The 14,781-nt window shown below is 64.1% G+C and carries 9 protein-coding genes and 2 rRNA genes; 9 read left to right on the forward strand and 2 right to left on the reverse strand.

Annotated features, from left to right (window positions below; translation table 11 throughout):
* Positions 1-29: 29 nt before the first annotated feature.
* The gene (locus QNO11_RS00475; protein ID WP_257507145.1) at positions 30-962 is read right to left on the reverse strand and encodes a phosphoribosylaminoimidazolesuccinocarboxamide synthase; all 933 of its coding nucleotides are present in this window, start codon (positions 960-962) and stop codon (positions 30-32) included.
* 245 nt (positions 963-1,207) lie between these two features.
* Here QNO11_RS00475 and QNO11_RS00480 point away from each other — a divergent pair, with 245 nt between their 5' ends.
* Both QNO11_RS00480 and QNO11_RS00485 read left to right on the forward strand, forming a co-directional pair.
* On the forward strand, positions 1,208-2,728 hold the full coding sequence (locus tag QNO11_RS00480) for a DHA2 family efflux MFS transporter permease subunit (protein WP_374113768.1): 1,521 nt from the start codon (positions 1,208-1,210) through the stop codon (positions 2,726-2,728).
* A gap of 82 nt (positions 2,729-2,810) precedes the next feature.
* Positions 2,811-3,386: a carboxymuconolactone decarboxylase family protein gene (locus tag QNO11_RS00485; protein ID WP_257507144.1), complete on the forward strand. Its 576-nt coding sequence runs from the start codon at positions 2,811-2,813 to the stop codon at positions 3,384-3,386.
* A gap of 9 nt (positions 3,387-3,395) precedes the next feature.
* Here the strand turns inward: QNO11_RS00485 and QNO11_RS00490 are convergent, their stop codons facing one another.
* Positions 3,396-4,274: a siderophore-interacting protein gene (locus QNO11_RS00490; protein ID WP_257507143.1), complete on the reverse strand. Its 879-nt coding sequence runs from the start codon at positions 4,272-4,274 to the stop codon at positions 3,396-3,398.
* Between the two features lie 189 nt (positions 4,275-4,463).
* Here QNO11_RS00490 and QNO11_RS00495 point away from each other — a divergent pair, with 189 nt between their 5' ends.
* The 7 genes from QNO11_RS00495 (at position 4,464) to QNO11_RS00525 (ending at position 14,750) form a co-directional block, all read left to right on the forward strand.
* Complete coding sequence (locus QNO11_RS00495) at positions 4,464-5,369, forward strand: amidohydrolase family protein (protein ID WP_257507142.1); 906 nt, start codon at positions 4,464-4,466, stop codon at positions 5,367-5,369.
* Position 5,370: 1 nt separating this feature from the next.
* Positions 5,371-7,074 (forward strand): thiamine pyrophosphate-dependent enzyme, encoded by a 1,704-nt coding sequence (locus QNO11_RS00500; protein WP_257507141.1) that lies wholly within the window; start codon positions 5,371-5,373, stop codon positions 7,072-7,074.
* 61 nt (positions 7,075-7,135) lie between these two features.
* Positions 7,136-8,170 (forward strand): Ldh family oxidoreductase, encoded by a 1,035-nt coding sequence (locus QNO11_RS00505; RefSeq protein ID WP_257507140.1) that lies wholly within the window; start codon positions 7,136-7,138, stop codon positions 8,168-8,170.
* A gap of 1 nt (position 8,171) precedes the next feature.
* Positions 8,172-8,594: a cupin domain-containing protein gene (locus QNO11_RS00510; RefSeq protein WP_257507139.1), complete on the forward strand. Its 423-nt coding sequence runs from the start codon at positions 8,172-8,174 to the stop codon at positions 8,592-8,594.
* Positions 8,595-8,630: 36 nt separating this feature from the next.
* Positions 8,631-9,167, forward strand: a complete 537-nt coding sequence (locus QNO11_RS00515) for a carboxymuconolactone decarboxylase family protein (RefSeq protein ID WP_285169549.1) — start codon at positions 8,631-8,633, stop codon at positions 9,165-9,167.
* 533 nt (positions 9,168-9,700) lie between these two features.
* Positions 9,701-11,222 (forward strand): 16S ribosomal RNA (locus tag QNO11_RS00520).
* A gap of 424 nt (positions 11,223-11,646) precedes the next feature.
* A 23S ribosomal RNA gene (locus tag QNO11_RS00525) occupies positions 11,647-14,750 on the forward strand.
* Together the 16S and 23S rRNA genes form the textbook arrangement of a ribosomal RNA operon.
* Positions 14,751-14,781: the final 31 nt, after the last annotated feature.

Genomic DNA, 14,781 nt, shown 5'->3' on the forward strand with positions numbered 1-14,781 from the left:
CCACCCGGTGGCCGTGGCCGCCCGGGCACCTACCCGGTGAGGCGCTCGAGCAGTTCTCGGTACCGGGCCGCGGTGCGCTGGACGATCTCGGCGGGAAGCGGCGGCGGTGTGCCCTGTTTCGACCAGTTCGCCGCGAGCCAGTCGCGCACGATCTGCTTGTCGAATGAGGCCATCCGCTCGGCGGGCGTGGTGCCGGTATGCCACGCGGCGGCATCCCAGTAGCGCGACGAGTCGCTCGTGAGCACCTCGTCGGCAAGCGTCAGGATGCCGTGGTCGTCGACGCCGAACTCGAATTTGGTGTCGGCCAGGATCAGCCCGTGCTTCTCGGCGGTCGCCGCGGCACGGGAGTAGATCTCCAGCGACGTGTCACGCAGCTGCTCGGCACGCTCGCGCCCGACGAGCTCGACGGTTTGGTCGAACGAGATGTTCTCGTCGTGCTCACCAATCGGCGCCTTGTAGGCGGGGGTGAAGATCGGCTCGGGCAGCCGATCGCCATCGCCCAGCCCCGCCGGAAGCGCGATGCCGCACACCGTCCCGTGCTCGCGGTACTCCGCCCAGCCCGAGCCGGTGAGGTAGCCGCGCACGACGCACTCGACCGGCAGCATCTCGAGGGACCGCACGACCATGGCGCGCCCGGCGACGGCGTCGGGGACCAGGGTGTGGGGCTCATCGTCGACGCCCAGTACCGTGCTGGCGGCGAGATGGTTCGGGATGCCGCGCCCGCCGTCCCCGCCCGCGAGCTGGTCGAACCACCACAGGCTGAGGGTCGTCAGCAGCACACCCTTGCCGGGGATCCCTGGCTCGAGCACGAAGTCGAAGGCGCTGACGCGATCGCTCGCGACGACGAGCATGCGCGCGGCGGGGCCGCTAGCCGAGCCCGTCGGTGGCGCCTCCGGTACGTACAGGTCACGCACCTTGCCGGAGTAGACGTGTCGCCAGCCGGGCAGCTCGGAGAAGGTCACGTGCCCATTATCGACGGTGGCGCGCCGCCGCACGCGCTCGCTCAGCTGGGAGGTCGTAGCGGGCGCGCCCGCCCAGGCGCGGGGTCTGCGACCGATCGCGCCACGGCGGCTGGATGAACCACGCCTTCGCGCGTGCCGACCCCCTCGGCGATCATCAACCTGAGATCAACCACATCCGCCCGTCACGAGCCGGGCGTAGAGTCCCCCTGGACCAAGCAGAGCCGCCGAAAGGACAGTGCGAAGACGTGACAGACTCCGACACCCGCGCCCAGCGCACCGGGGCGGCCCGCACCACCTCGGCATCCACCCCCGCCCGCAGCCCGTGGCCGGCGCTGTGGGCGCTGGTCATCGGCTTCTTCATGATCCTGGTCGACACGACGATCGTGTCGGTGGCGAACCCCGCCATCAAGGCCGCACTGGACCCGACCACCGGCAACCTCGACAAGGTCGTTTGGGTCACCAGCGCCTACCTGCTCGCCTACGCCGTGCCGCTGCTGGTCACCGGGCGCCTGGGCGACAGGTTCGGGCCCAAGAACATCTACCTGATCGGGCTCGCGGTGTTCACGCTGGCCTCGCTCGGCTGCGGCCTGTCGCCCACGCTGGGCAGCCTCATCGCCTTCCGCGCACTGCAGGGCATCGGCGCCTCCCTCATGACGCCGCAGACCATGGCCGTGATCACCCGCACCTTCCCCGCCGACCGACGGGGAGCGGCGATGGGCCTGTGGGGTGCAACCTCGGGCGTCGCGATGCTTGTCGGCCCGCTCGCCGGCGGACTGCTGGTGGATGCCTTCGGGTGGGAGTGGATCTTCTTCGTCAACCTTCCGGTGGGCGTCATCGGGTTCGTGCTGGCGTGGATCCTGGTACCGAAACTCCAGACGCATCCGCACCGGTTCGACATGGTGGGTGTGTTCCTCAGCGCGACCGCACTGTTCCTCATCGTCTTCGCCCTACAGGAGGCCGAACAGTATGACTGGGGCGTCATCTGGGGACCGGTGACGGTGTGGATGCTGCTCCTGGCCGGCATCCTGGTGCTCGGCCTGTTCATCTGGCAGCAGGCGCGCACGCGCAGCGAGCCGCTCGTGCCGATGGCGTTGTTCCGCGACCGCAACTTCACCGTCGCCGGCATCGGCATCACCACCGTCGGCTTCATGGCGGCGAGCATGTCACTGCCGTTCATGTTCTTCCTGCAGCTGGCGCGAGGACTCACCCCGACCGAGTCGGCGCTGGTGCTCGTGCCGATGGCCGTCGCCGCCGGCATCCTGTCGCCCTTGGCCGGGCGACTGCTGGACCGCACCGATCCGCGGTTCCTGCTGGTGCCCGGAATGATCGCCGTCTCGGCCGCGCTGATCTGGTACGCCGTGCTCATGAACCTCGACACCCCGATGTGGATGTTCCTGCTGCCCTCGGCACTGATGGGCGCGGGGCAGGCGGGGCTGTGGGGCCCGCTGGCGACGACGGCCACCCGCAACCTCGATCCGCGGCAGGCCGGGGCAGGGTCCGGCGTCTACAACACCATGCGCACGATGGGCTCGGTGCTCGGGTCCGCCGCGATCGCCGCCGTCATGCAGGGGCGCCTGGAAGCGAATCTGCCGGGCATGGCGGATGCCGCGGGCTCGGGTGCCGGCTCCGGCGCGGCGCTCCCGCCGGAGGTCGCTGCGGGTTTTGCGACCGCGATGGCCCAGGCGACGCTGCTACCGGCGGGAGTGATCCTGCTCGGCGTGGTCGCGGCGATGTTCTTGCGCCGTCCGCCTCACATGCACGGTTAGGTTGCAGGGTGCAGGGTGGCAGGCGGATGCCGCGGCGTTCTAGCGTCGCAGCATCCCACCCCGCCCGAGGAAGAGTCCCCGCATGCGCATCAGCAAGATCGCCCCCGACCAGATGACGACGCGTCAGCGCGAGGTGTTCGAGCGCATCGCCGGCTCTCGCGGGCGCCTCGGCGCCCCCTTCCAGGTGTGGCTGCAGAGCCCCGAGCTGTGCGATCGCGTCGAGAAGCTCGGGTCGTATCTGCGGTGGGACTCGAGCCTGCCGCTGCGGCTGCGCGAACTGTCGCTGCTGATCGCCGCGCGCTTCTTCGACGCGCAATACTCCTGGAATGCCCACGTCGACGTGGCGCTGGCCGAAGGCATCCCGCAGCAGGCGATCGACGCGCTGGCGCGGCGGGAGACGCCGGTGTTCGATCGTGACGAGGATCAGGTCTTCTACGCGTTCTGCGACGAGCTGCTCACCGAGCACTTCGTGTCGCAGCAGACTTTCGACGCGGCGCTGGCATATTTCGGACCCGCAGGGCTGGTGGACACCGTCGCGTCGCTGGGCAACTTCACGATGCTCGGGATGCTGCTGAACACGTTCGAGGTCGACCTGCAGGCAGACCGCACGCGGCCGTTCCCCGACATCAACGGCTACGGGCGCGTTCTCATCCCCTGAGTGCGCGGGTCAATCCGGGTCGGTCGGGTCCAGCGGCGCGTGGTGGTCGAACGCGACGACGCCGTGCCGCCAGTAGCCGCTCACGACGGCCTGTGCGGCAGGCAATCCCGCGGTGCGGCGCAGGTGGCGGCGCACCGCGACGAGGGCGGATGCCTCGCCCGCGGCCCAGACGAACACGCCGTCACCGATCGGCCCGAGGGCCTGAAGTGCCGGCATCCATCCGCTCGCATCCGGAACCAGGTGCAGCCGCAGGTCGATGCCGTCCACCGCACCGAGGTAGTCCGCGACCCAGCCGTTCTCGCCACCGACGGCGGCGATGACGTCCACCACGGTGCCCGCAGGAACGCCGCGGATCCAGCGCGACACCGAGGGCAGCGACGTCTCGTCGCACAGCAGCAGTAGGCCGTCGATGTCCTGGGGCGCCCGCTTCGAGCCGCGTGGCCCGACCACGACGAGGCGGTCACCGGGCTGCGCCTGCGCCGCCCAGGCCGAAGCGGGGCCCGGATCCGGGTGCACGAAGAAGTCGAGGTCCACTTCGACACCGCCGCCGTCAACTGCGCGAGGCAGCGGGGTGAAGTCGCGTGCGATCGCGGCGCGGTCCGGCCGGATGATGCCGTCCTCGCCGGGACCCACGGCCGTCGGCGCGACGAGCTCACCGGTGACCGGGTCGGGCAGGAATAGCCGCACATGGTCGGCGGGGCCGGAGCTTGCGAAGTCCGCGAAGTCGGGACCGGTCACGGTGACCCGCACGATCGTCGGCGCGACGCGTGCGACGTGCACCACCGTCCCCTCCCGCGCGGTGAAACGGTTGCGTCCGCCCGCTCGGGCGAACCGGCCGACTGTGTCCGTCACGCGCTCGCGCGGGCGGGTGGAAGAGTGCTCCGTCATGACCCCAGCCAAGCACAGGCGGGCATCGAGGCTGATCGCCGGCGTTGCACGAACGGTTCACATAATCGTGCGTTCGGGCCTCTGGATCGGCGCGGGACCGGCCCCGTACGGTCAGAGCACGGGAGCCAGCAGGCTTTCTGCCGCAGCCGTCGCCGACGGCACCACAGACACTGATCGTTAGGAACCCCGATGTTCATCGTCGACTCGCAGATTCACCTCTGGAAGGAAGAGACGCCCGACCGGCCCTGGGTGCCCGGCGCGCGCGAGCGGATCCGTCTGAACGGCCACCGCGAAGAGGCCTTCCTGGCCGAAGAGGCGGTCTCGCTCATGGACGAGGCAGGCGTCAACCGCGCCCTCATCCTCCCGCCGTCGTGGGAGGGCGATCGCATCGACTACGCCCTCGAGTCGGCGGAGAAGTACCCGGGCCGCTTCGGCATCATGGCGCGCGTGCCCCAGAACGACCAGGAGGAGGGCGAGAAGCTCCTGCACTTCATCAAGGACAACGAGCACATCAAGGGCGTGCGGCTCACGTTCCACCGCCCCGTGGATCGCAACTGGATGATCGATGGGACCAACGACTGGTACTGGCCGCTGGCCGAGAAGCTCGGCATCCCGACGATGGTGCACGCGCCCATCTGGAAGGCCGAGCTCGGACAGATCGCCGAGAAGCACCCGGACCTGAAGATCATCATCGACCACATGGGCATCATGGCGCGCTGCGTCGATGACGCCATCGGCTACTGGGTGCAGGAGACCGCCGATCTGCACCGCTACCCGAACATCTCGGTCAAGGTCTCCGCGATCCCCGGCTACTCGACGGCACCCTTCCCGAACCTCAACATCGAGAAGTACGTGCGTGAGGTCGTCGACAAGATGGGCCCGGAGCGCGCGCACTGGGGCACCGACGTGACCCGTCTGCTCGGTCACGGCCTGACCTGGACCGACACCGTGGAGCAATTCACCAAGCATTTCTCCTTCTCCCCGGAGGAGCTGGAGTGGATCATGGGTAAGGGCATCAGCAAGGTGCTCGGCTGGGACATCCCCGAGCCCGCTGCTGTCGGCGCGGCTGCCGCGACGACGACGGAGAACGCCTGACGTGAGTGAGCAGAAGTATGACGGCGGCGAGCTGCTGATCGAGGCATTCGGCGACCTCGGCGTGGACGTCATCTTCTCCTCGCCGGGCTCAGAGTGGGCCCCCGCCTGGGAGGCGCTCGCGCGCCGCCAGGCGGACGGTGTGCCAGCGCCGAGGTATCTCGACCTCATGCACGAGACCGTGGCCGTGGGCATGGCCACCGGCTACGGTCTCGTGACCCGGCGGGTGCAGGCGGTCCTGCTTCACGCAGCGCCCGGCCTGCTCCAGGGGTCGATGGCCGTGCACGGCGCGCTACTGGCCGGCGTCGGCATGGTGGTGACCTCCAGTGAGTCGCTCACCTACGGCGACGGACCAGGGCCCGACCCTGGCGGCCAGTGGTACCGCAACCTCTCCATCGTCGGCGGCACCCACCACGTCGCGCAGCCCTGGACGAAGTGGTCGCAGCAGGTCGGCAGCATCCACACCCTCTACACGCTCGTCAAGCGCGGCGGGGAACTGGCCGATCGCGCACCGGCGGGACCGGTGTACCTCAACACCCCGCTGGAGATCCTGCTCGAGCCCACCGCGCCTCCCGTCAAGCCCAAGAAGGTGGTGGCCAAGGGTCGCCGGGTGAGCGCGCCGGAAGACATCGCGACCGTCGCCGACCTCATCGCCGGCGCCCGCCGGCCCGTGATCGTCACCGAGACGGCCGGGCGCGACGCCGGTGGCTTCGAGGCGCTGACCGCGCTCGCCGAAGACCTCGGCATCGGCGTGATCGAGCCGATGTCGGCGGTGTGCGCCAATATCTCCAAGGCCAGCCCCGCGTATGTGGGCAACGACGTCGACGCCGTCATGGACGAGGCAGACCTGATCATCCTGATCAACGCCCGCGCCCCGTTCTACCCGCCCAGCCGGCGGCCCGCGAAGGCGACGATGGTCGTCATCGATGAGGTGCCGCAGCGCCCGCACATCGTCTACCAGGTACTCAACGCCGACCACTATCTCGAGGGCGCCGTGCCCGAGACGCTCACCGCGCTGCGCGCGGCGGTGCTCGAGCGGGTGGATGCCGAGGAGCTGGCATCCCGCCGCGCACAGACCGCGCAGGAGCACCACGCCTGGCAATCGGCGACCGACGCGCTCGAGACCAGAGCGCTCGCCGCCCCCGGGATCGACCCCGTCGCGCTCGCGGTGAAGCTGCGTGAGATCGCGCGCGCCGAGGATGCCACCGTCGTCGACGAGACGATCACGCACGGCCGCGTCGTGCAGCGCCATGTCGGCTGGAACCGCCCCGACGGGTTCTTCTACGTGCAGGGCGGGCTCGGGCAGGGCATCGCCGTTGCCCTCGGGGTCAAGCTCGCGGTGGCGGACGGTTTCGTCGTGTACACCGTCGGCGACGGCGCGTTCCTGTACAACCCGGTGATCCCGTCGCTGCTCGCGGCGAAGGACTACGACCTGCCGGTGCTCATCGTCATCTTCAACAACAAGAAGTACCTGTCGATGAAGATGAACCACCTGCGCTTCTACCCGCAGGGGGCTGCGGTGACGACCGACAACCATCTGGGCGTCGACCTCTCCAGCCAGCCCGACCTCAGCCGGTTCGCGGCGCCGTTCGACATGTTCGCCGCCGAGGTCGACGACCCCGAGCAGCTGGACGACGTGCTCGCGCAGGCGGTGGCCGCCGTCAAGGCCGGTACGACCGCCGTCGTCAACGTCGCGGTCAGCCGCTAACCCGATCCCGGTCGGGCGGCTCCTGCCGGGGCCGCCCGACCGCACCAACGAAAGGCACACCATGCCCGTCAGCGTCTCCCCGTCGGCCTTCGAGGCCTTCATCGCCGACATCTTCCAGGCGGTCGGCGTCAGCGCCGAGGATGCCGCGGCCGCGGCACCGTCGTTCGTCTGGGCGAGCCTGCGCGGGGTCGACTCGCACGGCGTCACCCGGGTTCCCCGCTACCTGGAGATGTTCGACAGCGGCGTCGCCAACCCGACGCCGAGCATCACCGTCTCCGACACCGCCCCCGGGGTCGCGGTGATCGACGCCGACTTCGCACCGGGTCCGGTGGCGCTGACCCGCGCCGTCGAGCTGGCCGTGAGCAAGGCCAAGACCCAGGGCGTTGCGATCGTGTCGGTGCGCAACACCGTGCACACCGGCGCGCTCGGCTACTACGCGAGTCTCATCGCCGACCAGGGCTTCGTCGGCGTCGGCATCGCCGCCGGCTCGCCGATGATGTCGTACGAGGGCGCTGTGGGTGCATCGGTGGCCACCAGTCCGCTGGCGATCGCGGTGCCCGGAACCGGCGACAAGCCCACGGTGCTGCTGGACATGGCCAGTTCCCTCATCGCGATGGGCAAGATCGCCCAGTACAAGCGCGAGGGCAAGCAACTTCCCGAAGGGTCGGCGACGACCGCCGACGGCACGCCGACGACCGACCCCGAGCTCGCGAAGATCCCCACACCCCTGGGGGGCGCGAAGGGCTCCGGGCTGTCGCTGATGTTCGAGCTGCTCACCTCGGTGCTCGTGGCGGCGCCGATTCTCACGCCCTACCACGCCGGTCACAAGAAGCACCGGCAGAACGCGACCCTCATCGTGATCGACCCGGCCGCATTCGGCCCGGCCGAGGAGTTCGCTGCGAACGTCGACGCCACGATCGACACGATCCACGGCCTCCCGAAGGCGGAGGGGGTGGAGCGGATCCTCGTTCCGGGCGAGCGCAGCGCGGCATCGCTGGACCAGCGCACCGAGGCGGGCATTCCCGTCGGTGACAAGGTGTGGGCCGAATTCGTCGAGGTCGCCGGCCGGCTCGGCGTGACCGTCCCGGAGGTGTGACATGGCCACGATCGTCAAGTTCGACCAGATCGAGGTGCTCGACCGCGGCGGTGCGGTGAAGACCTGGCCGCTCATCACGGGAGAATCCACCGGCAACACCAACGACCTCGCGACCGGCATCAGCATCTACCCGGTCGGTGCGGGTGCGCCGCTGCACTCCCACAACTGCGACGAGCAGGTGCTGATCCTCGAGGGCGAGGGCTTCGTGGAGGTGCACGAGGCGGACGGGCTCATCCGGGAGCAGCTGAAGAAGGACGACACCGCCTACGTGAAGCGGGATGTGTTCCACCGTTACCAGAACACCGGGGACGTGCCGATGCGCATCCTCTGGATCTACCCGACCGGGTTCGTCACCCGCACCTTCGCCGACACCGGCAAGACGGTGGAGCACCTCACCGCCGAGGACGCCATGGGCGGGCGCTGAGGACGTATGCGACTGCAGGAGATACCCGACGAACGGATGACGGCCCGCCAGCGGGAGCTCGCCGACCGCATCACCGCGCGCCGTGGTGCCGTGCGGGGACCGTACAAAGTGTGGCTGAACAGCCCTGAAGTGTGTGAGCGGGTCGAGGCGCTGGGCGCGTTCGTGCGGTTCGAGTCATCGCTGCCCGAGCACCTGCGGCTGCTGACGCTGCTCATCGCGTGCCGTGCCTTCGATGCGCAGTACTCCTGGAACGCCCATGTCGGGCAGGCGCTCGCCGCCGGCATCCCGCAGCAGGTGATCGACGCGATCGCCCGACGGGAGCGGCCCCCATTCGGCGACGATGCCGACCGGGTGTTCTGGGAGCTCTGCGACGAGCTGGTGCGCGAGCACTTCGTGTCGGATGCCGCCTTCGCCCGGGCCCGGGACCACTTCACCGCCGAGCAGCTCGTCGACGCGATCGCGTCCCTGGGCAACTACACGATGCTCGCGATGTGCTTGAACGCCTTCGAGGTGGATCTGCAGCCCGGGGTCGAGCCACCGTTCCCCGACGTTCGCGGCTACGCCAAGGACTAGCGGCACCTCCAACGCCGCGTCTTTCCGCGGTTCCGGGGCGCGACACGCCCGGGGGGAGGCCCAGATTTGCCGGGTCCCCAGGATCCACGTATTGTTTTCTCTGTTGGCCCCACAGGGAACAGCGGAGAGGCCGAAAGGCCCCGCACCCCTCAAGTAGCCGACAGCCCCCAGCCCTACCGAGTCCCCCGGGACAGTGGTAGGATGGGGATTCCGGTCGAAGACCAGGTAGGGACCACTGATCGACATCACGTCGATCGAAGCGCCGAACTGGTTGCAGCCGGACAAATGATTAGTTGCCCTTCGGGTATGGCTGCAAAGCCGGACCGGAGGAGCATCCGATCCTTGAGAACTCAACAGCGTGCACTTGTCAAATGCCAAATAACCTCGTCCCAGCTTTGGCTGGGTGAGATTCCTTTGGATCAAAGTCCGATTCCCTTTGGGGGGTCGGCAACGGATAAGTCAGTAATGACATCCATTTGGTCAGTTCAAACTCGCTGCTTCGGCCTTTTTCCGGCTGTTGTATGCATTTTTCTTTTACGGAGAGTTTGATCCTGGCTCAGGATGAACGCTGGCGGCGTGCTTAACACATGCAAGTCGAACGGTGAAGCAGAGCTTGCTCTGTGGATCAGTGGCGAACGGGTGAGTAACACGTGAGCAACCTGCCCCGGACTCTGGGATAAGCGCTGGAAACGGCGTCTAATACTGGATACGAGCTGCGACCGCATGGTCAGCAGTTGGAAAGAATTTCGGTCTGGGATGGGCTCGCGGCCTATCAGCTTGTTGGTGAGGTAATGGCTCACCAAGGCGTCGACGGGTAGCCGGCCTGAGAGGGTGACCGGCCACACTGGGACTGAGACACGGCCCAGACTCCTACGGGAGGCAGCAGTGGGGAATATTGCACAATGGGCGAAAGCCTGATGCAGCAACGCCGCGTGAGGGACGACGGCCTTCGGGTTGTAAACCTCTTTTAGCAGGGAAGAAGCGAAAGTGACGGTACCTGCAGAAAAAGCGCCGGCTAACTACGTGCCAGCAGCCGCGGTAATACGTAGGGCGCAAGCGTTATCCGGAATTATTGGGCGTAAAGAGCTCGTAGGCGGTTTGTCGCGTCTGCTGTGAAATCTGGGGGCTCAACCCCCAGCCTGCAGTGGGTACGGGCAGACTAGAGTGCGGTAGGGGAGATTGGAATTCCTGGTGTAGCGGTGGAATGCGCAGATATCAGGAGGAACACCGATGGCGAAGGCAGATCTCTGGGCCGTAACTGACGCTGAGGAGCGAAAGGGTGGGGAGCAAACAGGCTTAGATACCCTGGTAGTCCACCCCGTAAACGTTGGGAACTAGTTGTGGGGTCCATTCCACGGATTCCGTGACGCAGCTAACGCATTAAGTTCCCCGCCTGGGGAGTACGGCCGCAAGGCTAAAACTCAAAGGAATTGACGGGGACCCGCACAAGCGGCGGAGCATGCGGATTAATTCGATGCAACGCGAAGAACCTTACCAAGGCTTGACATATACGAGAACGCTGCAGAAATGTAGAACTCTTTGGACACTCGTAAACAGGTGGTGCATGGTTGTCGTCAGCTCGTGTCGTGAGATGTTGGGTTAAGTCCCGCAACGAGCGCAACCCTCGTTCTATGTTGCCAGCACGTAATGGTGGGAACTCATGGGATACTGCCGGGGTCAACTCGGAGGAAGGTGGGGATGACGTCAAATCATCATGCCCCTTATGTCTTGGGCTTCACGCATGCTACAATGGCCGGTACAAAGGGCTGCAATACCGTAAGGTGGAGCGAATCCCAAAAAGCCGGTCCCAGTTCGGATTGAGGTCTGCAACTCGACCTCATGAAGTCGGAGTCGCTAGTAATCGCAGATCAGCAACGCTGCGGTGAATACGTTCCCGGGTCTTGTACACACCGCCCGTCAAGTCATGAAAGTCGGTAACACCTGAAGCCGGTGGCCCAACCCTTGTGGAGGGAGCCGTCGAAGGTGGGATCGGTAATTAGGACTAAGTCGTAACAAGGTAGCCGTACCGGAAGGTGCGGCTGGATCACCTCCTTTCTAAGGAGCATCTGGCACCCTCGGGTGTCCAGGCGCCAGATTCGAGACATACGTTCTCGACTGGTAGCTCATGGGTGGAACATTTGACTTGGTGCCGGGGAGTGATCTTCGAACTCAGTACGCTGCTTGCAGCTGGAACGGTTGGGGGTGAGTGATACGGCACATGCACGCTGTTGGGTCCTGAGGGACCGGATGCGCACTGACCTTCGGGTTGGGTGCAGACGAACCTCAGGACCTGCTTTTCGTTTCCGGCTTTTGCTGGTTGCGGGAGTGGGTACCGCCCGTACTTTGAGAACTACACAGTGGACGCGAGCATCTTCGAGACGATTTATCGTCTCGATCGATGATCTTAAAGATCATTAGTCAATTTCTGATCCAAGCCTTTATGGCTTGGGTTGCGAGTTTTGATTCAAACTCATGTGATTTTCAAGTCTTTAAGAGCAAACGGTGAATGCCTTGGCATCTGGAGCCGAAGAAGGACGTAGCAATCTGCGATAAGCCTCGGGGAGTGGATAAGCACACTTTGATCCGAGGGTGTCCGAATGGGGAAACCCCGCTGGGCGGCGTGCCGACCTAGTGACTCCCGCCTGAATATATAGGGCGGGTAGAGGGAACGTGGGGAAGTGAAACATCTCAGTACCCACAGGAAGAGAAAGCAACCGCGATTCCGTTAGTAGTGGCGAGCGAAACCGGAACAGGCTAAACCGAGTACGTGTGATATCCGGCAGGAGTTGCGTATTCGGGGTTGTGGGACTTTTCTGGCTGGTCTGCCGATCAGCCGGCGTTACAAGAAGGTATAGACGAACCGCATGGAAAGGCGGGTCATAGAGGGTGACAACCCCGTAGTCGAAATGCCTCTCTTGACGCGAAGAGTATCCCAAGTAGCACGGGGCCCGAGAAATCCCGTGTGAATCTGTCAGGACCACCTGATAAGCCTAAATACTCCCAGATGACCGATAGCGGACAAGTACCGTGAGGGAAAGGTGAAAAGTACCCCGGGAGGGGAGTGAAATAGTACCTGAAACCGTTTGCTTACAAACCGTTGGAGCCTCCTTAGTAGGGGTGACAGCGTGCCTTTTGAAGAATGAGCCTGCGAGTTAGCGATATGTGGCGAGGTTAACCCGTGAGGGGTAGCCGTAGCGAAAGCGAGTCTGAATAGGGCGATTCAGTCGCATGTCCTAGACCCGAAGCGAAGTGATCTATCCATGGCCAGGTTGAAGCGACGGTAAGACGTCGTGGAGGACCGAACCCACTTAGGTTGAAAACTGAGGGGATGAGCTGTGGATAGGGGTGAAAGGCCAATCAAACTTCGTGATAGCTGGTTCTCTCCGAAATGCATTTAGGTGCAGCGTTGCGTGTTTCTTGCCGGAGGTAGAGCTACTGGATGGCCGATGGGCCCTACAAGGTTACTGACGTCAGCCAAACTCCGAATGCCGGTAAGTGAGAGCGCAGCAGTGAGACTGTGGGGGATAAGCTTCATAGTCGAGAGGGAAACAACCCAGACCACCATCTAAGGTCCCAAAGCGCGTGCTAAGTGGGAAAGGATGTGGAGTTGCTTAGACAACCAGGAGGTTGGCTTAGAAGCAGCCACCCTTGAAAGAGTGCGTAATAGCTCACTGGTCAAGTGATTCCGCGCCGACAATGTAACGGGGCTCAAGCACGCCACCGAAGTTGTGGCATTGATATTATTGGTAGGCCTTCGTGGTCCAGCCGTATTGATGGGTAGGAGAGCGTCGTGTGGCCAGCGAAGCGGCGGTGTGAACCAGCCGTGGAGGCTACACGAGTGAGAATGCAGGCATGAGTAGCGAAAGACGTGTGAGAAACACGTCCTCCGAAAGACCAAGGGTTCCAGGGTCAAGCTAATCTTCCCTGGGTAAGTCGGGACCTAAGGCGAGGCCGACAGGCGTAGTCGATGGACAACGGGTTGATATTCCCGTACCGGCGAAGAACCGCCCAAACTAATCCAGTAGTGCTAAGTATCTGAATCCCAGTGACGGATCCCTTCGGGGTGAAGCGTTGGGCCTAGCGTACGACCCCATTCTGGTGCGGTTAGCGTATTAACAGGTGTGACGCAGGAAGGTAGCCCAACCCGGGCGATGGTTGTCCCGGGGCAAGTGCGTAGGCCGAGTGATAGGCAAATCCGTCACTCATACAGGCTGAGACACGATGCGGATAAAAAGTGGGTGATCCTATGCTGCCAAGAAAAGCATCGACGCGAGGTTCAAGCCGCCCGTACCCCAAACCGACTCAGGTGGTCAGGTAGAGAATACCAAGGAGATCGAGAGAATCGTGGTTAAGGAACTCGGCAAAATGCCCCCGTAACTTCGGGAGAAGGGGGGCCTTCGACGTATTAGGACTTGCTCCGAAAGCGTTTGGAGGCCGCAGAGACTAGTGGGTAGCGACTGTTTACTAAAAACACAGGTCCGTGCCAAGTCGCAAGACGATGTATACGGACTGACGCCTGCCCGGTGCTGGAAGGTTAAGAGGACCGGTTAGCCGCAAGGCGAAGCTGAGAATTTAAGCCCCAGTAAACGGCGGTGGTAACTATAACCATCCTAAGGTAGCGAAATTCCTTGTCGGGTAAGTTCCGACCTGCACGAATGGCGTAACGACTTCCCAACTGTCTCAACCGCGAACTCGGCGAAATTGCACTACGAGTAAAGATGCTCGTTACGCGCAGCAGGACGGAAAGACCCCGTGACCTTTACTACAGCTTGGTATTGGTGTTCGGTGTGGCTTGTGTAGGATAGGTGGGAGACTTTGAAGCATGGACGCCAGTTCATGTGGAGTCATTGTTGAAATACCACTCTGGTCACTCTGGATATCTAACTTCGAACCGTAATCCGGTTCAGGGACAGTGCCTGGTGGGTAGTTTAACTGGGGCGGTTGCCTCCCAAAAAGTAACGGAGGCGCCCAAAGGTTCCCTCAACCTGGTTGGCAATCAGGTGTCGAGTGTAAGTGCACAAGGGAGCTTGACTGTGAGACTGACAGGTCGAGCAGGGACGAAAGTCGGGACTAGTGATCCGGCAGTGGCTTGTGGAAGCGCTGTCGCTCAACGGATAAAAGGTACCTCGGGGATAACAGGCTGATCTTGCCCAAGAGTCCATATCGACGGCATGGTTTGGCACCTCGATGTCGGCTCGTCGCATCCTGGGGCTGGAGTAGGTCCCAAGGGTTGGGCTGTTCGCCCATTAAAGCGGTACGCGAGCTGGGTTTAGAACGTCGTGAGACAGTTCGGTCCCTATCCGCTGCGCGCGTAGGAAGTTTGAGAGGATCTGACCCTAGTACGAGAGGACCGGGTTGGACGAACCTCTGGTGTGTCAGTTGTTCCGCCAGGAGCACCGCTGATTAGCTACGTTCGGGATGGATAACCGCTGAAAGCATCTAAGCGGGAAGCCGGCCTCAAGATGAGACTTCCATGCCTTCGGGCGAGAGGCTCCCAGCCAGACTACTGGGTTGATAGGCCAGATGTGGAAGTGCAGCAATGCATGCAGCTGACTGGTACTAATAAGCCGATGACTTGATAACACACCCGTTTGAGGTGCTACGCGTCCACTGA

This window comes from Microbacterium sp. zg-B96, assembly GCF_030246865.1.
GTDB lineage: Bacteria > Actinomycetota > Actinomycetes > Actinomycetales > Microbacteriaceae > Microbacterium.